Genomic DNA, 19,710 nt, shown 5'->3' on the forward strand with positions numbered 1-19,710 from the left:
AAAAAATCGCAGCAGACATAGGCAAATGACAGGCAAACCCATGCGAAAACTGATTGCGCTCGCCCTTCTCGCGTCGCTGGCCGGATGCGCCACGATTGATGGTGTAGGACGGGATATATCCGGGGCGGCACGCGGCGTTCAGAGCTGGTTCTGATCCACTCGGCGCGCCTTTGCCCAAGCGTTTTATCGCCTGCTCCCTCTTGGGTGCGGGCAGGTTTTCCTATGATCCGGAGGTGTCCATGCCTTTCCCCTTGACGCCCCCGCCCATCCTGTCAAAACCCGCCCCATGAGCACCGCAACCCTGACCATCGACCTAGACGCCATCGTGGCCAACTGGCGCGCGCTGGATGCTATGAACACCAGCGAAACCGCTGCCGTGGTCAAGGCTGATGCCTATGGCCTTGGTGCCGCCCGCGTGGCCCCAACCCTCGCGCGCGCTGGCGCGCGGCATTTCTTCGTCGCCATCGCCGAAGAGGGCGCACCCTTGCGCGAGATGCTGGGCGCGGCCCCGGCAATCTATGTGTTTTCCGGCCATATGCCCGGCGATGCCGAGATGCTCCGCGCGCATAAGCTCATTCCGATGATCAATTCCCTCGATCAGATGATCCGCCATGCAGAGGCACTGCCGGGGCACCCGTTTGGCATCCAGCTTGATAGCGGCATGAACCGTCTGGGCATGGAGCCTGCCGAATGGGCCGCCCTGCGCCAGATTGCGCTCGCGCAAAATCCAACCCTCATCATGTCGCACCTCGCCTGCGCCGATGAACCCGATCACGCCATGAATCCGCAACAGCTTGCCACCTTCCGCGAGATGACAGATGGGCTCGACGTGCCGCGCAGCTTTGCCAATACCGGCGGCATCCTGCTTGATGCAGCCTATCATTTTGATCTCGCCCGTCCCGGCATCGGCGTTTACGGCGGGCGTCCGTTCGACGCAGCACACCCTGTTGTGACCCTCGACATCCCCGTGATCCAATGCCGCGATCTTTTGCCCGGCGAAACGGTGGGCTATGCCAACAGCTTCACCGCCACCCGCCCCACCCGCATCGCCACCGTTGCGGCAGGCTATGCCGATGGCATCCTGCGGGCCATGGGACCCAAGACCAGCCTTTGGGCGGATGACACCCCCTGCCCCATCGCGGGCCGCATCTCTATGGACCTGATCTGCGTCGACATCACCGATCTCGGCCAGGATCCCGCCAGCCTGCAACTTCTCGGGCCACATCAGACCATCGACACACTGGCCGATAACGCAGGCACGATCGGTTATGAAATCCTGACCTCACTGGGGGCGCGCTATACGCGGCGCTATATCGGCGGATGAGTTTTATTCTTGGTTTTCTGGCCTCTATTGGCCGCACCGTGCTGGCAGGTCTGGCCGCCATTGGGCGCATCGCGCTCTTTGCGGCCGATACGATCAGCCAATTGGCGCGCCCACCCTTCTACTTTCGCGAATTCCTGCATGCGCTGGTGCAGATTGGCTGGCTCTCGCTGCCGGTGGTGGGCATGACCGCGCTCTTTACCGGCGGCGCGCTGGCGCTTCAGATTTACGCGGGCGGCGCGCGCTTCAACGCTGAAACCGTGGTGCCCTCGATTGTCGCCATCGGCCTCACCCGTGAACTTGGCCCCGTGTTGGGCGGCCTCATGGTGGCGGCGCGCGTCGCCTCCTCAATTGCCGCCGAGATTGGCACGATGAAGGTGACAGAGCAGATCGACGCGCTCACCACCCTCTCCACCAACCCGATGAAATACCTCACCCTGCCCCGCGTTCTGGCCGCGACGCTGGCCGTTCCGGTTCTTGTGGGCGTGGGCGACGTGCTGGGCATCATGGGCGGGTTTCTTGTGGGCGTGGGGCGGCTCGATTTTTCCGCCGCCACCTATCTGCACAACACGATTGATTTTCTGGAAACCTGGGATGTGGTCTCGGGCCTGATCAAGGGCGCGGCCTTCGGCTTTATCGTGGCGCTGATGGGCTGCTACTATGGCATGAACTCGGGCCGCGGCGCGCAGGGCGTGGGCCGCGCCACCAAATCGGCGGTTGTGGCAGCAAGCGTGCTGATCCTCGCCTCCAACTACCTCCTGACAGAACTGTTTTTCGCGTCATGATAGAGCTTCACAACGTCCACAAAGCCTTTGGTTCCAACCGCGTCCTGCGCGGCGTTGATCTGACTATTCCCTCTGCCACCTCGCTTGTCATCATCGGCGGCTCAGGCACCGGCAAATCCGTGGCGCTGAAATGTATTCTCGGCCTCATCCGCCCCGACAGCGGCACCATCACCCTCGACGGCCAAGACGTGACCAAGGGCGACCGCGACGCTTTTCTCGCCCGCTTCGGCATGCTCTTTCAGGGCGGCGCGCTCTTTGACTCGCTGCCCGTCTGGCAAAACGTCGCCTTCCGTTTGCTGCGCGGCTCCCTCAAACGGCCCCTGTCCGAGGCCCGCGAAATCGCCATCGAGAAACTGCGCCGCGTTGGCCTAAAACCCGACGTCGCCGATAAATTCCCCGCCGAGCTTTCGGGTGGCATGCAAAAGCGTGTGGGCCTCGCCCGCGCCATCGCCGCCGAACCCGAAATCATCTTCTTTGACGAACCCACCACAGGCCTCGATCCCATCATGGCCGGCGTGATCAACGACCTGATCCGCGAAATCGTCACCGAAATGGGCGCCACCGCCATGACCATCACCCACGATATGACATCCGTGCGCGCCATCGCCGACAATGTCGCCATGCTGCATGACGGCGTGATCAAATGGACCGGCCCGGTGTCCGAGATGGACCATTCCGGCGATCCCTACCTTGACCAGTTCATCCACGGCCGCGCCGAGGGACCGATCGAGGCGGTGCGGTGATTACTCTAAAAGATCGGGTCAAATCATACTCACAGATGTCCGAGGTATATTTATCAGCAGCGGAAACCGTTATTGCGAGTGACCTGCACTCTACCACAGAATTCTTATTCGTTGGACCGATTACCCAATTGCTTGGACATGCCACTGAGCTTGCTCTGAAAGCTCAATTGCTTCGCTACATGGAAGAGGAGGACGTAAAGGCATTCAATCACAACTTGGGCGCGGCAGCCTTAGCACTAAGTAAAAAGAGCGATATACTCACCTTGACAGAAGATTATGTTGCTCAGAAACAAGAGCTTAGATCGATAATAATTCCGAAAAATCATCTCAAGCACCTCACAAAGCTGGGAAGAGGTGCTGAAGATTTTTATTCCTTCAAGCTACACTTTTTCACAATGGCCGAAAACTACTTCAGAGACAGGCTAAACGGAGACGCATTCAAAACCAGATATCCGCCGAAACATGATTTCTTTCGCCGCTACTCACATGACATACTAATAGTTGGCCTTCGTTTTATACTCAACGATATGGATGAACTGGCCTAATAACATTGGCTTAGAATTGGCTAGGTGCATAGCATTGTTGTATAGACCCACAGTCCTCGCCAACCTCTCCCTCCTCCTTCTCTTCCCCCTCGCGTGGTTCGCCCCCCTCTTGCGCGCAGGGATTGACCTACCGCTCTTTGGTCTCTCCGAAATCAGCATCATCTCCGGCCTGCAAGCGCTCTGGCAGAGCGATGTCTACTTGGCTCTTCTGGTCACGGTCTTTGCCCTCTTCGCCCCCTATCTCAAGACCATCGGCTTGGCCCTTCTCGATTTTGGTCTTCTCTCGCCGCGCGCCCTACCCGCGCTGCATCTCTTGGGCAAACTCGCCATGGCCGATATTTTCCTCATCGCGCTCTATATCATCGTGGTCAAAGGTGTCGGCCTCGCGCGGGTCGAGGTGGCCTGGGGTCTCTATCTCTTTACCGCCTGCATCCTCGCCTCTCTCGCGATCAGCCTCAGGCACCGCCACAATCCCCCCAACTCCCCGGATACTGTCTGATTTCACGCAACAATTGCGGGGCAGTCACGCCACACTCCGCTAAACTTGACTCCGGGGTGATGGATTTAACGCTATGCCTTTTGGGCAATCGGCGTAAACTTGCCGATATTGGATATGATCTTTCAGGGGGAAGTCATGACCGCCACTTTGAAATCTGCTGCACTCTTAACCCATTCCATTTTGCAACGTCTGGCCTTTATCACCTTTCTGCTCTGCGCTCTTTGTCTCAGCGCCGCGACCATCGCCGCCAGCATCGGGGCTTTGCCTTGGCTCCAGTTCAGCGTCGCTTTTGGCGGCACGCTTTACGATAACGCAGGCCAGATCACCCAGATCGGCCTGACTGTTCTGGCGGTGCTGCTCTGCGTCTTTCTGCCTGCCAATGCCCGCATCATGGCGCTGGAAACCTCGCACCGGCGGTTCAACATCGGCATGCAGGACGTGGCCCGCGCCTATCACGCGGCCCATGCGGCGGATCGCGCCGGTCTATTCCGCCTCTCGTCCGAATTCGACGCGGTGCGCGAACGCCTCGCCTACTTGCGTGACCACCCTGATCTGGGCACGCTGGAACCGGACCTTTTAGAGGTCGCGGCGCAAATGTCCCATATCAGCCGGGAATTGGCGCAGGTCTATTCCGACGACCGTATCGCCCGCGCCCGAAACTTCCTCACGCAGCGCCAGCAAGAGGTCGAGGCCTTCAATGCCCGGCTCGATCAGGCCAAGCAGATCACCCGCGAACTCAAACACTGGTCCCACGAGGTCGAGTTAGAGGAAAGCGTCGCCGCAAGCCAACTGCAACGCCTGCGCGACGACCTGCGCGACGTGCTGCCAGAACTGGGGCTTGAGGATATGTTGCGCCATGACGGCACCGTGATCGACATCACCCAAAAGGCCGCCGAATAACCATCTCTGAGGTTTCGCATTTGACCGCGCCCGCCGCTTGGGGCATCAGGCGGGTATGGCAAAACCCGGCACCTTCACCTGCACGGCCTGCGGCGCGGTTCACAACCGCTGGTCGGGGCGTTGCGACGCCTGCGGCGAATGGAACAGCATTATCGAGGAAGCGCCGCTTTCGACCGGCCCCAAAGGCAAGACGCTGGGCGGCAAACGCGGCACGCCCCTCATCCTCACCGACCTTTCAACCGAAGAGGCGCCGCCGCCCCGCACCCTCTCTGGCATCGGCGAATTAGACCGCGTTTTGGGCGGCGGCCTTGTACCCTCCAGTGCCATTCTGGTGGGCGGCGATCCGGGGATCGGCAAATCCACACTACTCTTGCAGGCCGCCGCGCGCTTTGCGGGCGCGGGCCTCAAGACTTTCTACATCTCCGGCGAAGAGGCCAGCGCCCAGGTCCGTATGCGGGCGCAGCGCTTGGGCTTGGGCGAGGCCCCTGTCAAACTTGCCGCCGCCACATCGCTGCGCGACATCCTGACCACGATGGAATCCGAAAAGCCGGATCTCGTGATCATCGACTCGATCCAGACCGTCTGGTCCGACACGGTCGAGGCCGCCCCCGGCAGCGTCAGCCAGGTGCGCGCCGCAGCCCATGAACTGACCAGCTTTGCCAAACGCTTTGGCACCTCCGTGATCCTTGTCGGCCATGTCACCAAGGACGGCCAGATCGCTGGGCCCCGCGTGGTCGAACACATGGTCGATTGCGTGCTCTATTTCGAGGGCGAGCGCGGCCATCAATTCCGCATCCTGCGGTCGGTCAAGAACCGCTTTGGCCCGGCGGACGAGATTGGCGTGTTCGAGATGACGGGCGCAGGGCTGGCCGAGGTGGCCAACCCCTCTGCCCTCTTTCTCTCGGGGCGCGGCGCGCCGACCCCCGGCTCGGTCGTGTTTTCCGGCATCGAGGGCACGCGCCCCCTGCTTGTCGAGATGCAGGCGCTTGTTGCCCCTACGCCCCATGCCCAACCGCGCCGCGCGGTTGTGGGATGGGACGGCGCGCGGCTTGCGATGATTCTCGCCGTGCTCGAGGCGCGCTGCGGCATCCCCTTTGCAGGGCTTGATGTCTATCTCAACGTCGCCGGTGGTCTCAAGATCAGCGAACCCGCCGCCGATTTGGCCGTTGCCGCCGCTCTTTTAAGCGCGCGTGAGGATACCGCCCTCCCCGCAGAAACCGTAGTTTTCGGCGAAATCAGCCTCTCTGGCGCGCTGCGCCCGGTGGGTCAGACCGAAAACAGGTTGAAAGAGGCGCAAAAACTTGGTTTCACAGCCGCGATTACCCCGTCGGGTGGCAAGACGACGGGCGACAGTGGTCTCAAACTCACCCATATGGGCGATCTGACCACATTCGTGGGTGACATTTTCGGCGCGGGTTAGGCGTCTATCGAGACAGGAAGAGGCATATGGAAGGTTTTACCATCATCGACGGCGTTGTGGCGCTGTTCATCGTGCTCTCGGCACTGCTCGCCTATTCGCGCGGCTTTGTGCGCGAATCTCTGGCCATCGCAGGCTGGGTCGTGGCGGGCATTCTCGCCTTTATCTTCGCCCCGCAGGTGGAACCGCTGGTCAAGGAAATCCCCGTGATCGGCGAATTCATCGCCGATAGCTGCGAACTTTCGATGATCGGGGCCTTCGCGGTGGTCTTTGCCGTGGGCCTGATCATTGCCTCTTTGATCACACCGCTCTTTTCGTCTCTGGTGCAACGCTCGGTTCTGGGCGGATTGGATCAGGGGCTTGGCTTTGTCTTTGGCGTGGCGCGCGGCGTGCTGCTGATTGCCATCGCCTATTTCGTCTATCAGACGGTGATATCCTCGCAATCCATCCAGATCATCGACGACAGCCGCTCGGCCCGTGTCTTCTCGCAACTGACCGGCAAGATCGAAGACCGCAACCCCGATGAGGCCTTAGGCTGGATCACCCGGCAATACGAACAGCTGATCGCCAAATGCGAGGCACCGCAGTAACCCATGCTCCCGCAGAGCCCCGTTCTCGCCCTTTTCTTCATGGCCGTGGCCGGGCTTGCCGTGGCCATTCAGGCTCCGCTCAATTCGGCCCTCGGACGCAGCATCGAAAGCTCGGTCGCGGCGGCGGCTGTCTCCTTTGGCGTGGGCTTTGTGGCACTGGTGCTCTTGGTTGCGCTATCGGGGGATAGCGCCGCTTTTGGTCGCGCGGCCCTAGCGCCACGCTGGCTTTTGCTAGGGGGCCTGCTTGGGGCCTTCTTTGTCTGGGCCTCCCTCTGGAGCGTGCCGGTTCTGGGCGTGCTTACTACCACGGCAGCGCTCATTCTTGGCCAAACGGTGGGGTCCATGGTGCTCGATTACATCGGTGCCTTTGGCATCGCGGCGCGCGATCTCTCCTGGACACGGCTCACCGCCGCCCTCTTGGTGGGAACCGGCGTTATTCTTTCCCGGTTCTGACGCGGCGGCCCCCATCGCATCCCCACGTTATCTGTGATAGTTTCGTGACATGCGTCGCCTGAGCGCGTATGACACGCCCAAGCGATATCCATGGATTCGGAGCTGCCCGCTTTGCCCAAACATATGCCCCCCGCCCACCCCTTCGACGATGACAAGCTGAAGGAGGAATGCGGAATATTTGGCGTGATCGGTCTGACCGACGCAGCCAATTTCGTAGCCCTCGGCCTGCATGCCCTGCAACATCGTGGCCAAGAGGCTGGCGGCATTGTCAGCCATTGCCCCGACCAAGGTTTCAATTCCGTGCGCCGCTTTGGCTATGTGCGCGACAACTTCACCAGCCAATCGCTGATGGAAACCCTGCCCGGCCCGCTGGCTATCGGCCATGTGCGCTATTCCACCGCCGGGGCCAAAGGGGCCGCCATCCGCGATGTGCAGCCCTTCTTTGGCGAGTTTTCCATGGGCGGGGCGGCGATTGCCCATAATGGCAACATCACCAACGCCATCGCGCTGCGCAAGGAACTGATCGAACGCGGCTCGATCTTTCAGTCCGGTTCGGACACGGAATGTATCATTCACCTCATGGCCCGCTCGCTGCAACGCAACATCCCCGAACGGATGGAAGATGCGCTGCGCCGGGTCGAGGGGGCGTTTTCCGTTGTTGCGATGACCCGCTCGAAACTGATCGGCGTGCGCGATCCCTTGGGCGTGCGCCCGCTGGTCTTGGGTCAACTGGGCGAAGGCTGGGTGCTCAGCTCGGAAACCTGCGCGCTCGACATCATCGGTGCCACCTTCGTGCGCGAGATCGAGCCCGGCGAAATGGTGGTGATTTCCGCCAAAAGCGGCGTCGAAAGCCATTTTCCCTTCCGCCGCCAATCCTCGCGCTTCTGTATCTTCGAACATGTCTATTTCTCGCGCCCCGATTCCATTATCGGTGGCCGCTCTGTTTATGAAACCCGCCATCAAATCGGGGTGGAACTGGCGCGTGAAGCCCCGGTTGATGCCGATCTGGTCTGCCCCGTCCCCGATAGCGGCACGCCTGCAGCCATCGGCTATAGCCACGAATCGGGCATTCCCTTTGCAATGGGGATCATCCGAAACCAATACATGGGCCGGACATTTATCGAACCCACCGAACAGATCCGCAACATGGGCGTGCGCCTCAAACTCAACGTGAACCGCGCCCTGATCGAGGGCAAGCGCGTCATCCTCGTGGATGACAGCGTGGTGCGCGGCACCACCAGCCGCAAGATCAAAGAGATGATCCTTGATGCCGGAGCCGCCGAGGTGCATTTCCGGATCGCGTCGCCGCCCACGGCTTGGCCGTGCTTTTACGGGGTCGACACACCGCAGCGGGAAAAACTGCTCGCCGCCACCATGTCCGAGGATGAGATGCGCGATCACTTGCAGGTGGACAGCCTCAAGTTCATCTCGCTCGACGGTCTCTATCGCGCCGTGGGCGAAGCGGGCGGGCGTAATGCCAAATGCCCGCAATATTGCGATGCCTGCTTCTCGGGCGAATACCCGGTGGCCCCATCCGACATGATCGAAAAAGGCTTCGCGCTGAAAGCCGCCGAATAACACCGCTCCGCTCAGCCCTGAAACCCGGCTGAGCGGATAGTTGCGCGTGAAATGCTGCGTTGCGGCAACTCCTTGCCGATGCGTGCACGCCCCCCTTCTCCCTGCCCCCTGCCCTGTCTAGATGCCCCCAAAGCATCTTACGAAAGAGGCACAGGGTGACAGATCAAACAGAAACTCCTCCCGCCACATTAGAGGCCGCAACCCTGCGCGGCGCTCTGCCCGATGCCGGGCTTGTTCTGCTGGGCACATTGCACGGCCCGTCCCATGCCCGTGCGCTGTTGCGCGTAAGGGGCGCGGTCCACACCGTCGAGGTCGGCACAGACCTTGGCAGCGCGACCGTCGCCGCCATTGGCGAAGGGGTCGTGATCCTCGCCCGCGCAGGCCGCAGCGAACGCCTCAGTCTGCCCGCCTCCTGATCCTATGCACCCAAAGAAAAACGCCGCCCCTTTTGCAGAGGCGGCGTTTCTTTGACGTTGTACGCTTGGCGCGTGGCTCAGCCCTTGCGCGCGCGGATCAGCACGGTTGCCCCGGTCACGATCATCGCCGCAATCACAGCCTTGACCGCATCGCCCAGCAGGAAGGGTGCCATCCACCCCGACCACAGCGCATCCGCGCTCTTGCCCAGCATCGCCGCAGGCCATGCAAGCCCCGGAATATAAAGCAGCGCCGAAATGCCCATGCCACAGAGCGCCGTGGATACGACGCCGCGCGCCAGACCACGCTCGACCGCAAGACCGGCCAGATAGGCCATGGCGACAAACCCAAAAAGGAAACCGGCGGTCGGCCCCATCAACGCCACACCGTTCAAGCCACCTGCAAACACCGGCAGGCCCATCGCGCCCTCAGCCAGATAGGCCAGCAGCGTCAGCGCACCCAGACGCGAGCCAAAGGTCAAACCGACCATCAGGATCGCCAGCGTCTGAAGTGTGAGCGGCACCGGATAGAACGGCACACTGATCTGTGCCGCCACAGCAATCAGGAAAGAGCCGCCTAGAACCAGCCCCACCTTCCGGAGCACTGTGTCGTGACCGATCACGGCCTTGGTCAAAACTGTATCGCGCATGGTTCGCGTCCCTCTGTTATGTCTCTGGCACGACTTTTTCGCTGCATGCGCGAGAAAGTCAAGCGATTGCCCTTGAATTGCCCCGCAACTGGTGGGATTTCCCTTATATGGACACAAGCACACCCCTCCCGATCGCCCTTGTCACCGGCGCCTCGCGCGGCCTTGGGGCCGCCATGGCCGAAGCCTTGGCCAAAACCCATCACGTCGTCGCGGTCGCCCGCACCACTGGCGCGCTTGAGGAACTGGATGACCGCATTCAGGCCGCAGGCGGTCAGGCGACGCTGGCCCCAATGGACATCACCAATACCGGGGCCATGGCGCAGCTGTGCCGCTCGATCTACGACCGCTGGGGCGCTGTTGCAACATGGGTTCACGCCGCGGTGCATGCCGCCCCCTTGACCCCGGTCGCGCATCTCTCTGAGGGGGATTGGGCCAAATCCGTGGCCTGCAACGTCACCGCCACCGGCATCCTGATCCCTTTCATCGCGCCGCTTCTGGGCACAGACGGCCAGGCTGTGTTTTTTGACGATCCCCGCGCAGGCGAAAAATTCTATGGCGCCTATGGCGCAACAAAAGCCGCACAAATCGCGCTCGCGCGCTCTTGGCAGGCAGAAACCGCCAAAACCGGCCCGCGCGTGCATATCTTGGGCCCGGCCCCCATGCCAACCGCCACCCGCGCCCGCTTTCACCCCGGTGAAGACCGCGAGGGTCTCGCCTCTCCGCGGGACGAGGCGGCGCGCCTGATGGCGGCCTTGTCCTGATCCGGCGTCCCATGCTTGCCGCCCGCGCCCGCGCCCGTTAGACAGAGACCAGACAAAACAAAGGGCAGGCACATGCGTATTCTCATCACCAATGACGACGGCATCAACGCCCCCGGTCTGGCTGTCCTTGACGAAATCGCCAACGCGCTCGCCGGTCCAGATGGCGAAGTCTGGACAGTGGCCCCCGCCTTTGAACAATCGGGCGTCGGGCATTGCATCTCTTATACGCGCCCGATGATGATCTCGAAAATGGCAGAGCGTCGCTACGCCGCCGAAGGCAGCCCCGCTGATTGCGTTCTCGCAGGTCTGCATGACGTGATGAAGGACGCCCGCCCCGATCTTGTGCTCTCGGGCGTCAATCGCGGCAACAACGCCGCAGAAAACGCCGTCTATTCTGGCACCGTCGGTGCCGCGATGGAGGCCGCGTTGCAAGGCGTGCCCGCCGTGGCCCTCAGCCAATATTACGGCCCCGCCAATCGCGATCTCGACGACACATTCGAGGCGGCGCGCGTGCACGGCCTGCCCACATTAAAGCGCCTGCTGGATAAAGGCGTCTGGACACGTGACGATTACGGCATCTTCTACAACATCAACTTTCCGCCCTTTCCTGCCTCCGGGGTCAAGGGCATCCGCGCCGCACACCAAGGGTTCCGCCGGGACATGGGCTTTGGCGTCGAACCGCATGTCGCCCCATCCGGTCGGCGCTTTCTCTGGGTCACGGGCGCGCCCCAGAACGAGCCCACCAGCCCCGGATCAGATGCCGATGTGAACCTGCAAGGCTATATATCCGTCACCCCGATGCGCGCGGATCTTACCGCCCATGACGCGCTGGAGGCGCTCAAGGCGATCGAATGACCGACGACGAGGATCACAGCAGCGCCGAACGCAAGATGCAGTTTCTCTTTGCCCTGCGCTCCAAGGGCGTGACCGATGCGCGGGTTCTGACCGCGATGGAGCAGATCGACCGTGGCCCCTTTATCCGGGGCTACTTCGCAGAGCGCGCCTATGAGGATATGCCGCTGCCCATCGCCTGTGGCCAGACCATCAGCCAACCCTCTGTGGTGGGGCTGATGACGCAGGCCCTCAAGGTCACGAACCGCGACAAGGTGCTCGAAGTGGGCACCGGATCGGGCTATCAGGCCGCGATCCTCAGCCAGTTGGCCCGCCGTGTCTATACCGTGGACCGTCACAAACGTCTGGTCACAGAGGCGTCCGAGATTTTTCGCGCCCTCGATCTGACGAATATCACCGCGCTCACCGCCGATGGCAGCTTTGGCTTGCCCGATCAGGCCCCCTTTGATCGTATAATCGTTACGGCTGCCGCCGAAGACCCGCCCGGCCCCCTATTGGCCCAGCTCAAGATCGGGGGTATCATGGTTGTGCCCGTGGGCCAGTCCGATGCCGTGCAGCGGCTGATCCGCGTAACCCGGCACGAATCCGGGTTTGACTATGACGAATTGCGCCCCGTGCGCTTTGTCCCTCTGGTCGAGGGGCTGGGCCGCGATGGGTGACCACGGTGACAACTGAACACAATGACACCTGAATACGGTGACCCACGGCGTCGTAAAGTAACAGTAAACCCAAGGCCCCGGCCAACAAGGGACCACTCAAGAGGATGATCGAGATGCGTAAATTTTCCCGCTCCGCACCGCTTCTGGCGACGATGGCCTTCGCTCTGGCGGCCTGTGACAAGCCGCTGGATCTCGACATGCGCGGCGCTTTTGGCAATGCCCCCAGCACCGCCGAGGCGGCACGTAATGCCACCGCCCCGCGCCCACAACCGGATGCGCGCGGCATCATCTCTTACCCCGGCTATCAGGTCGCCGTGGCCGAGCGTGGCGATACCGTCGGCAGCCTTGCCCGCCGCATCGGGGCCGACCCCGGAGAGATTGCCCGCTTCAACGGCGTGCAGACCGGCGATCCCCTGCGCAAAGGCGAAATCATCGCCCTGCCCGGTCGCGTCGCCGAACCCTTGGGCGGCCCGATCCAATCGCCCTCGGGCGTCGACATCGGCAGCATCGCCGATGGTGCGATCCGCCGCGCGGATTCCCAGACTGTGACCGCCACCGCCTTGCCCCCCGCAACGCCCGGCACCGCCACAGCCCCGGCGCAGGTCGGCGCAGAACCCGTGCGCCACAAGGTCGAGCGCGGCGAAACCGCCTTTTCCATCGCCCGGCTCTACAATGTCTCGATCCGCAGCTTGGCCGATTGGAACGGGCTAGGCCCGGATTTCGCGGTGCGCGAGGGGCAATTCCTGCTGATCCCGGTGGCGCTTCCGGGCGAGAAAACCGAACCCTTTGACGAGGCGGATGTGGTCGCCGTCACGCCCCCCGGCGCAGGCACGCCCACCCCGACCCCGCCAAGCGCCTCCAAACCGCTGCCCGACGAGGTCACAACCCCCAAGGCCGCGCCGGTCGAAAGAATCGCCGCCCCCGATCTGGGCAAGACCGAAACCAAGACCACGAGCGCGCGCATGGCCTTCCCGGTCAAGGGCGATATCATCCGTGAATATGCCAAGGGCCGCAATGATGGCATCGACATCTCCGCCGCCCCCGGCGCACCGGTCGTGGCCGCTGATGCGGGCACCGTCGCCGCCATCACCGAGGATACCAACGGCATCCCGATCATCGTGGTCAAACACGCAGGCTCGCTCTTGACCGTCTATTCCAATGTCGAAGGTCTGACCGTCAAGAAAGGCGATAGCGTGACACGCGGCCAAAAGCTGGCCGAGATCCGTCGCACCGGCACCCCAGCCCTGCATTTCGAGGTGCGCGACGGGTTCGACAGCGTCGATCCGATGGGCTTTCTCGGGGGCTAACTGTCTCGGGGTTTATTTCGGCGGCGGTGCGGCGCAATGCGCCCCCGCCGCCGCCATGCCAGAGCCAAGCGCCAGCATCGGCGGCGCGGTATAGGGATTGAGCGGCTCTGCCGTCCCGGCATCAAACGCCACAATCGCGACGATCAGCACCAGCACTGCACCTGTCACATGCGCCCGGATCATTTGCGCGCCTCCAACCCCAAAGAGGGCCGCAACCGCACGCCCACCCAAGACCCGGCAAAGGCCGCGACAAACCACACCCAGCCATGCGCCGATCCGGTGCCGATACCGCTGAAAAACGCGCCGATGTTGCAGCCAAACGCCAGCCGCGAACTATAGCCCAGCACCAGCCCCGCGATGATCACCGCAGCCCAGGCCCGCGCAGGCAGAACACCCACCGGCGAGGCGAGACCGGCCCGCCACCACGCCATCAGCGCCGCCCCCCCGATCAATCCGAAATCGGTGAGCGAGGTCACATCCGTCAGCACACTTGCCGCCACCTGCCCCTGATTGCCCGGTGCCGACCAGAACGCCGATCCCGACAGATCGCCCCCCACGGCCACCACCACCTTGGCCACCCAGAGACCCAAGCCGTAAACCACGCCCCAAGGTTGCCCCGCCACCACCAGATGCAGGATCGCCAGCCCCGCAAGTGCCAGAATTGCCCCCCAATACCGCGCAGGCAGGCGATAAGAGCCGGGCTTGCCCACCATCAGGGCAAGGGCCGCGACTGCGCCCAGACCCACCAGCGTGATCGCCAACCCCTGCCCGCCGGACAGTGCGACGACCGGTAGGCTGCCCAGATTGGTCCACCAAGTCAGGTGATACGCGCCCGCAAAACTGCCAATGGCAAAGAATGGCAGCGCCACCGCGCCGATGGCATTGCCGCTCCCGGCATTGACCAGCGTGCCCGATCCACAGCCCAGAACGATCTGCATCGCCGCGCCGAACACAAAGGCACCGCCGATCATCGCCACGCCAATCGGCGCATGCGCACCCTTCAGCTCTGCCCCATTCGCCGCCAAAAGCGGAAAGGCAACGCTCGCCACAAGGGCAATGCAAATAAGCTGTGCCAATAACCCCGAGGCATCCCGCTCAAGGATCATCCGCCGCCATGGCCCGGTAAAGCCAAAGCGAAACCCTTCAAGCGCCAGACCAAAGCCAAGCCCGATCAATAGCAAAAGACCATAGCGGGGCCCTGCGAACAGGGCCACCGCCAGAACCACCGCCGCCACAACGGCCAGAGCCAAGAGGCGCGACAGAGCGCCGGGTGAGGACGACATCGCGGCAGAAGCGGCTTGGCTCACGCGGGGCTCCTATCAGGCGTTATTTCAGTATTTGCCGGTGATCTTGTTCAGCAGATTCTGGAACAGCCCCGGCACATTGGCCATGTCATAGCCCGCATTCGACCAGCCGACCATAGATTCGGGATACATCCGCACCCCCTCAATGCCCGCCACTTCGCTCAGGGCGAACCAGTTGGTCGCGGCCCAATGCCCGGTGTTGCAGAAAGAAACCAGCCGGTCCCCCGCCTCAAACCCGTTTTTCGTTGCCAACTCGCGGATCAGGTCCGGCTTGATCAGCGACGGCTCATCACTCCCGAACCAACGGTCATGCGTGAAATACCGCGATTGCGGCAAGGTGCCCGGTTGGGTGGCCGCGGCATGTTTGGTTTCACCCTTCCAGAACGCTTCGGGGCGCGCGTCGATCAATTCGGCGCTGTCCTTGCCGTCGATGATCGCCTTCACATCCTCGCGCGTGGCGGTCCAGGTCGGATCATAGGTCACAGTGATATCGCTTGGGGTGATTGCCCCTGCTGCACCCGTCGCGGTCGGTTTGCCCGCCTGTTCCCAGGCGTTCATACCACCGTTGAGAATAGCCAGATCCGTCAGCCCACTCGACTTGAGCGACCAATAGACCCGCGCTGCCGCGCCAAAATCGGTCTGATCGCTGCCTTGATGCACAACCACAATGGGCCGTCCCGCCGTCACACCCAGACTGCGCAGAACTTCGGTCATCTTGTCTTCGGGCACGATTTGTCCGGGATTGTCGGCCGGTCCGCGAAATAGCCCATAAGGTGCCGGGATCGCCCCCGGAATATGCCCGGCCTCATAGGCGTCACCGGGGCGAATATCGAGCACGATCGCCTCTTGTGTGGCCTGCGCCTGCGTCACCTCCTCCGGGTTGGTGAGCGGCCCCAATTGCGCCATCGCGGTGAGCGGTGCTACAGCCAGCGCCGCCGCCAGTCCCAGTTTTCTAAAGCTGTCAAACATGGTGATCTCCCCTTGATGTTCTGACGCCGTACCTAGGCCCGGCATAGCGTAACAACAAGACATCCGCCCCTATTTCGCAGCCGCGCGCGCGAATAAGACGCATCGTCCGGTCAGCGGGATGTCATCCCATCAAGATACTACAACGCCGCTCAAATACGAATATTTTTCCAATTCATACGTAACGCCCAGATCATTCTATCCGAATGCCTCAAAATCCTCACTCTCGTCCCCGCGCCCCGAACCCTTGGCCCCGGTCACAATGCCCAAGGATTTCAGCTTGCGATGCAAGGCGCTGCGCTCCATGCCCACAAACTCCGCCGTGCGGCTGATATTGCCGCCAAAGCGGTTGATCTGTGTCAGCAGATATTCCCGTTCGAACGCTTCGCGCGCCTCACGCAGGGCCATGGTGGCAATCGCCCCCGACAACACCACGCGCCCCTCGTCAACCGGCCCGCTGCTCTCGCTGGGCAATTCGCGCGCCGCAATCGGCCCGCTGCCTTCGCCCAAGATCAACACCCGCTCGATCACATTGCGCAACTGCCGCACATTCCCCGGCCAGCGCATCGTCTGCAACAGCGCCGCCGCCTCCTCGCTCAGGGATCGCAGCGCCAGCCCTTGGGTTTTGTGGAACATGGCAATGAAATGCTCAGCCAGTGCCGGAATATCCTCGCGCCGCTCTTCCAGACTTGGCACCGCAATCGGCACGACATTCAGCCGATGAAACAGCTCCCGCCGGAATCGCTCGGCGGCAATCTCCGCTTCCAGATCCCGGCTGGTCGAAGAGATCACCCGCAAATCCACCTGAATCTTGCTGCTGCCCCCCACCCGCAAAAACGTCTGATCCACCAATACCCGCAAAATCTTGGATTGCGTGCCCATCGGCATGTCCGCAACCTCGTCAAAATAGATCACCCCGCCATTGGCCTCTTCCAACAGGCCCGGCACCACGCCACTCTCGTCAGATTCGCGTCCAAAGAGCACCTCTTCCATCCGCTCCGGCGCGATCGAGGCACAGCCCACCGTGACAAACGGTGCCGAAGCGCGCGCCGAATTGGCATGGATATAGCGCGCCGCCAATTCCTTGCCGGCCCCCGCAGGGCCCGACAGCATGACGCGGCCGTTGGATTTCGTCACCTTGTCCAATTGCCCCATCAGCGCCCGAAACGCCGAAGCCTCGCCCAACATCTCCGACGGTGCCGTTTCCCGCCGCTTCAACGCCTGATTTTCCCGCCGCAACCGGCTGGTTTCCATGCCGCGCCGGATCACCACCATCAACTGATCAATGTTGAACGGCTTTTCGATAAAGTCATAGGCGCCCTGCTTGATCGCCGCGACGGCGATTTCGATATTGCCATGGCCCGAGATGATCACCACCGGCACATCCGGATATTCGCGTTTGACCGTTTTGAGGATATCGATCCCGTCCATATGGCTATCCTTGAGCCAGATATCGAGGATCAAGAGGCCCGGCTGTTCTGCGGCAATCGCTGCCATCGCCTCGTCAGAATTGCCCGCCCGACGGGTGGCATAGCCTTCATCCTCCAGAATATCCGAGATCAACTCTCGAATATCACGCTCGTCATCGACAATCAGAATATCACTCATCGGTCCCTCAAACAGCCAATTTGGCCTCTACAGTGTCTTGCACAACCAGCGGCAGGCTGACCACGGCCATCGCCCCTGCATGTGCCCCCGCCTCGAACGGTTCGGCATCGACCAGCACAAGCGTCCCGCCATGCTCTTCGATGATCTTCTTCACGATGGGCAGGCCAAGACCTGTGCCCTTGTCGCGCGTCGTCACATAGGGCTCGAACAGCCGCGCGCGGTCCTGCGGCAACCCGATCCCATTGTCGGAAATGCGGATCACGGCGCGGTCTTCCTCGATTCCGCTCTCGATCCGAATCGTTGGGCGATGCCCGTCTGGCGCTCCTTTTTCTTGAAGCGTTTCAATCGCTTCCCCGGCGTTCTTCACCAAATTCGTCAGGGCCTGCCCGATCATTGCCGCGTCAATATCTGCCCTAAGCGGTGCCGTATCCAACCGCAGGTCGAACACAACCCCCGGCTGCCCGGTCTCTTGCAATAGCACGACCTCGCGCAACACCTGACTCAGGCTCTCTTGCTGCGTCACCGGCTCTGGCATCCGCGCAAACTTGGAAAACTCGTCAACAATCCGGCGCAGATCATTGGTCTGGCGCACCACAACATCGGTCAATTGCTCCAGGCTCTGCGCCTCTTCGGGCGGCAACTGCTTGGCAAACTTGCGCTTGATCCGCTCAGCGCTCAATTGAATGGGCGTCAGCGGGTTCTTGATTTCATGCGCAATCCGGCGCGCCACATCCCCCCATGCGGCCATGCGCTGCGCGCTCACAAGATCGGTCACATCGTCAAACGCCACCACATAGCCCTCGCGCGTGCCCGCCTCGCTGATCCGGGTCGACATCCGCACCAGCAAATTTTCCTGCCGCGTGCCGCGCATCACCTTGATTTCTTCTTGCACAAATCCCCCCGGCACCGTGCGCAGCCGGTCAAACAGCGCACCAAATTCCGGCACCACCGCATTCAGCGCCAGCGATTGCTGATCCTCGGACCAATCCAGCAACCGCTCGGCAGCGCGGTTGACAAAGGTCACGCGCCCCTCCGCATCCAATCCCACAACGCCCGATGACACAGACCCAAGCACCGAGTCAAACAGCCGCCGCCGTCGCTCGATCTGCTGCGTATTGGTCAAGAGCGCCTCACGCTGCCCCTTCAATTGCCGCGTCATCTGGTTGAAATAGGTGCTGAGTTGCGCAATTTCGTCGTCGCCCTCTTCCTCGCGCACCTGCGTATCCAGATCCCCTTCGCCCACGCGCTGCGCCGCAGAGGTCAGCCGCCCAACCGGTTGCGACAGCCGCTCGGCAAACCACATGCCCAGCCAGATCGCCGCAAGGATCAGGATCACCGCAAACCCCAGATACAAGAGCCCGAATTCAAACAGAACCCGCCCCCGCTCACTCTCGCGCTGCTTGTAGAAATTCGCGGTTTCCTTGGTCTCATCCAGCAGGTTCAAAATGGCCCCATCCACCGTGCGGCTCACGTAAAGCAGCCGGTCGGGCAACGCCTCAAGCGGCATCAGCGCGCGAAACTCGTTATTCTCCCAATCCCGGATCACCACCACGCCCTCGGCCTGCGCCTCGGCAATCTGCGCCGCCGTCGGGCGCTCATAGTCAAACAGATACGACCGCTCACCGCGGGCCCGGATCTCGCCCGTGCCATCAATCACAAAGGCCTCGCGCAGCCCCCGCTGAATCTCGCGCTGCCCAGAGGACAGAACTTGCCGAATATCCCCATCCGTCATGAACACGGCGGCACGTTTGGTGGCATTGATCACCCGCGCCAGCACGCGAATATCCGTCTCCAGATCGCGGCGATGTTCCTCTTCATAGGCCTGCGCCGCCGCAACGGAACTGTCCACCACCCGGCCCACACGTTCGGAAAACCACGCCTCTAGGCCCATATTCACCGACAATGTCGCAAAGACCGCCACGGTAATCGTGGGCAACAGCGCCATCAGCGCAAAAACCCCCGTCAACCGCAGATGCAGCCGTGATCCCGCCGAGCGACTGCGCCGCGCCGCCACCATCCGCGCCACGCGCTGCATGACCAGCCCGGCCACCATCAACACATAGATCATGTCGCAGAGCAGAACCAGCCGCAGCCCGTTCGACGTGGCCCCCTGATCAAGCGGCCCCATCATAAGATAGGTCGCAAGCGCCAGCACAGGACCCAACAGCACAAGGCTCAGCGTTGCCCCATTCTGAAGACGCTGCAACCTGCGTAGGCGGCTCACACCCTCCCACGACAACCGTCTACCCCTGAACCCGCGTGTCTGCGTTGCCACGCACACCCCCCATTCCCTCGTGGGGCTGCATCTGCTTCCCCGCAACATATGGGCTGTCCAAGGGCACAAGCCCCCGTTCAGCAA

The 19,710-nt window shown here is 62.0% G+C and carries 22 protein-coding genes; 16 read left to right on the forward strand and 6 right to left on the reverse strand.

Annotated features, from left to right (window positions below):
* The first annotated feature begins 40 nt into the window (after positions 1 to 40).
* The 12 genes from ACLGGT_RS17075 (at position 41) to ACLGGT_RS17130 (ending at position 9,247) form a co-directional block, all read left to right on the forward strand.
* A complete protein-coding gene (locus tag ACLGGT_RS17075; protein ID WP_112303172.1) occupies positions 41 to 154 on the forward strand; it encodes an entericidin EcnA/B family protein in 114 nt (37 codons plus the stop codon).
* A gap of 132 nt (positions 155 to 286) precedes the next feature.
* Positions 287 to 1,324, forward strand: a complete 1,038-nt coding sequence (alr, locus tag ACLGGT_RS17080) for an alanine racemase (RefSeq protein ID WP_437196982.1) — start codon at positions 287 to 289, stop codon at positions 1,322 to 1,324.
* The gene (locus ACLGGT_RS17085) at positions 1,321 to 2,106 is read left to right on the forward strand and encodes an MlaE family ABC transporter permease (protein ID WP_081506143.1); all 786 of its coding nucleotides are present in this window, start codon (positions 1,321 to 1,323) and stop codon (positions 2,104 to 2,106) included. Before alr ends, ACLGGT_RS17085 begins: the two co-directional genes overlap by 4 nt.
* The gene (locus tag ACLGGT_RS17090; RefSeq protein ID WP_008280924.1) at positions 2,103 to 2,849 is read left to right on the forward strand and encodes an ABC transporter ATP-binding protein; all 747 of its coding nucleotides are present in this window, start codon (positions 2,103 to 2,105) and stop codon (positions 2,847 to 2,849) included. The genes ACLGGT_RS17085 and ACLGGT_RS17090 overlap by 4 nt, the downstream gene beginning before the upstream one ends.
* A 35-nt stretch (positions 2,850 to 2,884) precedes the next feature.
* Positions 2,885 to 3,394: a hypothetical protein gene (locus ACLGGT_RS17095; RefSeq protein WP_437196983.1), complete on the forward strand. Its 510-nt coding sequence runs from the start codon at positions 2,885 to 2,887 to the stop codon at positions 3,392 to 3,394.
* Positions 3,395 to 3,431: 37 nt separating this feature from the next.
* The gene (locus ACLGGT_RS17100; protein WP_437196984.1) at positions 3,432 to 3,893 is read left to right on the forward strand and encodes a paraquat-inducible protein A; all 462 of its coding nucleotides are present in this window, start codon (positions 3,432 to 3,434) and stop codon (positions 3,891 to 3,893) included.
* A 135-nt stretch (positions 3,894 to 4,028) separates the two neighbouring features.
* Positions 4,029 to 4,793, forward strand: a complete 765-nt coding sequence (locus tag ACLGGT_RS17105) for a DNA repair protein (RefSeq protein ID WP_219435868.1) — start codon at positions 4,029 to 4,031, stop codon at positions 4,791 to 4,793.
* Between the two features lie 55 nt (positions 4,794 to 4,848).
* On the forward strand, positions 4,849 to 6,213 hold the full coding sequence (gene radA / locus ACLGGT_RS17110) for a DNA repair protein RadA (protein WP_008280927.1): 1,365 nt from the start codon (positions 4,849 to 4,851) through the stop codon (positions 6,211 to 6,213).
* 26 nt (positions 6,214 to 6,239) lie between these two features.
* Positions 6,240 to 6,800 (forward strand): CvpA family protein, encoded by a 561-nt coding sequence (locus ACLGGT_RS17115; RefSeq protein WP_008280928.1) that lies wholly within the window; start codon positions 6,240 to 6,242, stop codon positions 6,798 to 6,800.
* 3 nt (positions 6,801 to 6,803) lie between these two features.
* Complete coding sequence (locus tag ACLGGT_RS17120) at positions 6,804 to 7,253, forward strand: DMT family transporter (RefSeq protein WP_437196985.1); 450 nt, start codon at positions 6,804 to 6,806, stop codon at positions 7,251 to 7,253.
* A gap of 123 nt (positions 7,254 to 7,376) precedes the next feature.
* The gene (gene purF / locus ACLGGT_RS17125; protein WP_037297727.1) at positions 7,377 to 8,831 is read left to right on the forward strand and encodes an amidophosphoribosyltransferase; all 1,455 of its coding nucleotides are present in this window, start codon (positions 7,377 to 7,379) and stop codon (positions 8,829 to 8,831) included.
* A 155-nt stretch (positions 8,832 to 8,986) separates the two neighbouring features.
* Positions 8,987 to 9,247, forward strand: coding sequence for a hypothetical protein (locus tag ACLGGT_RS17130; RefSeq protein ID WP_081506148.1), 261 nt, complete (start codon positions 8,987 to 8,989; stop codon positions 9,245 to 9,247).
* Between the two features lie 77 nt (positions 9,248 to 9,324).
* Here ACLGGT_RS17130 and ACLGGT_RS17135 read toward each other — a convergent pair whose 3' ends face one another.
* Positions 9,325 to 9,894 (reverse strand): biotin transporter BioY, encoded by a 570-nt coding sequence (locus ACLGGT_RS17135; protein ID WP_008280932.1) that lies wholly within the window; start codon positions 9,892 to 9,894, stop codon positions 9,325 to 9,327.
* Positions 9,895 to 10,001: 107 nt separating this feature from the next.
* On the opposite strand from ACLGGT_RS17135, the gene ACLGGT_RS17140 reads away from it, so the two are divergent.
* From ACLGGT_RS17140 to ACLGGT_RS17155, 4 genes are all read left to right on the forward strand, one after another.
* Complete coding sequence (locus ACLGGT_RS17140; protein ID WP_437196986.1) at positions 10,002 to 10,655, forward strand: SDR family NAD(P)-dependent oxidoreductase; 654 nt, start codon at positions 10,002 to 10,004, stop codon at positions 10,653 to 10,655.
* Between the two features lie 72 nt (positions 10,656 to 10,727).
* Positions 10,728 to 11,510: a 5'/3'-nucleotidase SurE gene (surE, locus tag ACLGGT_RS17145; protein ID WP_008280934.1), complete on the forward strand. Its 783-nt coding sequence runs from the start codon at positions 10,728 to 10,730 to the stop codon at positions 11,508 to 11,510.
* Positions 11,507 to 12,166, forward strand: coding sequence for a protein-L-isoaspartate(D-aspartate) O-methyltransferase (locus ACLGGT_RS17150; protein ID WP_081506150.1), 660 nt, complete (start codon positions 11,507 to 11,509; stop codon positions 12,164 to 12,166). The genes surE and ACLGGT_RS17150 overlap by 4 nt, the downstream gene beginning before the upstream one ends.
* Positions 12,167 to 12,270: 104 nt before the next feature.
* Positions 12,271 to 13,473: a peptidoglycan DD-metalloendopeptidase family protein gene (locus ACLGGT_RS17155; protein WP_437196987.1), complete on the forward strand. Its 1,203-nt coding sequence runs from the start codon at positions 12,271 to 12,273 to the stop codon at positions 13,471 to 13,473.
* Positions 13,474 to 13,485: 12 nt separating this feature from the next.
* Here ACLGGT_RS17155 and ACLGGT_RS17160 read toward each other — a convergent pair whose 3' ends face one another.
* From ACLGGT_RS17160 to ACLGGT_RS17180, 5 genes are all read right to left on the reverse strand, one after another.
* Entirely contained in the window at positions 13,486 to 13,656 is a 171-nt protein-coding gene (locus ACLGGT_RS17160; RefSeq protein ID WP_008280937.1) for a hypothetical protein, read from the reverse strand.
* On the reverse strand, positions 13,653 to 14,756 hold the full coding sequence (locus ACLGGT_RS17165; RefSeq protein WP_437197427.1) for a YeeE/YedE family protein: 1,104 nt from the start codon (positions 14,754 to 14,756) through the stop codon (positions 13,653 to 13,655). The genes ACLGGT_RS17160 and ACLGGT_RS17165 overlap by 4 nt, the downstream gene beginning before the upstream one ends.
* A gap of 48 nt (positions 14,757 to 14,804) precedes the next feature.
* The gene (locus ACLGGT_RS17170) at positions 14,805 to 15,746 is read right to left on the reverse strand and encodes a sulfurtransferase (RefSeq protein ID WP_437196988.1); all 942 of its coding nucleotides are present in this window, start codon (positions 15,744 to 15,746) and stop codon (positions 14,805 to 14,807) included.
* Between the two features lie 195 nt (positions 15,747 to 15,941).
* Positions 15,942 to 17,351 carry a nitrogen assimilation response regulator NtrX gene (gene ntrX, locus ACLGGT_RS17175; RefSeq protein WP_008280940.1) on the reverse strand — a complete coding sequence of 470 codons (1,410 nt, stop codon included), beginning with the start codon at positions 17,349 to 17,351 and terminating at the stop codon, positions 15,942 to 15,944.
* 7 nt (positions 17,352 to 17,358) lie between these two features.
* Positions 17,359 to 19,674 carry a sensor histidine kinase NtrY-like gene (locus ACLGGT_RS17180; protein WP_422001320.1) on the reverse strand — a complete coding sequence of 772 codons (2,316 nt, stop codon included), beginning with the start codon at positions 19,672 to 19,674 and terminating at the stop codon, positions 17,359 to 17,361.
* Positions 19,675 to 19,710 lie beyond the last annotated feature (36 nt).

This window comes from Roseovarius sp. MS2, from assembly GCF_051447875.1.
Lineage (GTDB): Bacteria > Pseudomonadota > Alphaproteobacteria > Rhodobacterales > Rhodobacteraceae > Roseovarius > Roseovarius mucosus_A.

Excerpts from the sequence above, each read along its gene's own strand:
- ACLGGT_RS17140 (WP_437196986.1), top strand. The coding sequence starts at position 10,002 with ATGGACACAAGCACACCCCTCCCGATCGCCCTTGTCACCGGCGCCTCG.
- ACLGGT_RS17095 (WP_437196983.1), top strand. The coding sequence starts at position 2,885 with ATGTCCGAGGTATATTTATCAGCAGCGGAAACCGTTATTGCGAGTGAC.
- ACLGGT_RS17155 (WP_437196987.1), top strand. The coding sequence starts at position 12,271 with ATGATCGAGATGCGTAAATTTTCCCGCTCCGCACCGCTTCTGGCGACG.
- ACLGGT_RS17180 (WP_422001320.1), bottom strand. The coding sequence starts at position 19,674 with ATGTTGCGGGGAAGCAGATGCAGCCCCACGAGGGAATGGGGGGTGTGC.
- ACLGGT_RS17090 (WP_008280924.1), top strand. The coding sequence starts at position 2,103 with ATGATAGAGCTTCACAACGTCCACAAAGCCTTTGGTTCCAACCGCGTC.
- ACLGGT_RS17170 (WP_437196988.1), bottom strand. The coding sequence starts at position 15,746 with ATGTTTGACAGCTTTAGAAAACTGGGACTGGCGGCGGCGCTGGCTGTA.
- ACLGGT_RS17160 (WP_008280937.1), bottom strand. The coding sequence starts at position 13,656 with ATGATCCGGGCGCATGTGACAGGTGCAGTGCTGGTGCTGATCGTCGCG.
- ACLGGT_RS17165 (WP_437197427.1), bottom strand. The coding sequence starts at position 14,756 with ATGTCGTCCTCACCCGGCGCTCTGTCGCGCCTCTTGGCTCTGGCCGTT.
- ACLGGT_RS17105 (WP_219435868.1), top strand. The coding sequence starts at position 4,029 with ATGACCGCCACTTTGAAATCTGCTGCACTCTTAACCCATTCCATTTTG.
- alr (WP_437196982.1), top strand. The coding sequence starts at position 287 with ATGAGCACCGCAACCCTGACCATCGACCTAGACGCCATCGTGGCCAAC.
- ACLGGT_RS17150 (WP_081506150.1), top strand. The coding sequence starts at position 11,507 with ATGACCGACGACGAGGATCACAGCAGCGCCGAACGCAAGATGCAGTTT.
- ACLGGT_RS17075 (WP_112303172.1), top strand. The coding sequence starts at position 41 with ATGCGAAAACTGATTGCGCTCGCCCTTCTCGCGTCGCTGGCCGGATGC.
- ACLGGT_RS17115 (WP_008280928.1), top strand. The coding sequence starts at position 6,240 with ATGGAAGGTTTTACCATCATCGACGGCGTTGTGGCGCTGTTCATCGTG.
- ACLGGT_RS17085 (WP_081506143.1), top strand. The coding sequence starts at position 1,321 with ATGAGTTTTATTCTTGGTTTTCTGGCCTCTATTGGCCGCACCGTGCTG.
- ACLGGT_RS17120 (WP_437196985.1), top strand. The coding sequence starts at position 6,804 with ATGCTCCCGCAGAGCCCCGTTCTCGCCCTTTTCTTCATGGCCGTGGCC.
- purF (WP_037297727.1), top strand. The coding sequence starts at position 7,377 with ATGCCCCCCGCCCACCCCTTCGACGATGACAAGCTGAAGGAGGAATGC.
- ntrX (WP_008280940.1), bottom strand. The coding sequence starts at position 17,351 with ATGAGTGATATTCTGATTGTCGATGACGAGCGTGATATTCGAGAGTTG.
- ACLGGT_RS17135 (WP_008280932.1), bottom strand. The coding sequence starts at position 9,894 with ATGCGCGATACAGTTTTGACCAAGGCCGTGATCGGTCACGACACAGTG.
- radA (WP_008280927.1), top strand. The coding sequence starts at position 4,849 with ATGGCAAAACCCGGCACCTTCACCTGCACGGCCTGCGGCGCGGTTCAC.
- surE (WP_008280934.1), top strand. The coding sequence starts at position 10,728 with ATGCGTATTCTCATCACCAATGACGACGGCATCAACGCCCCCGGTCTG.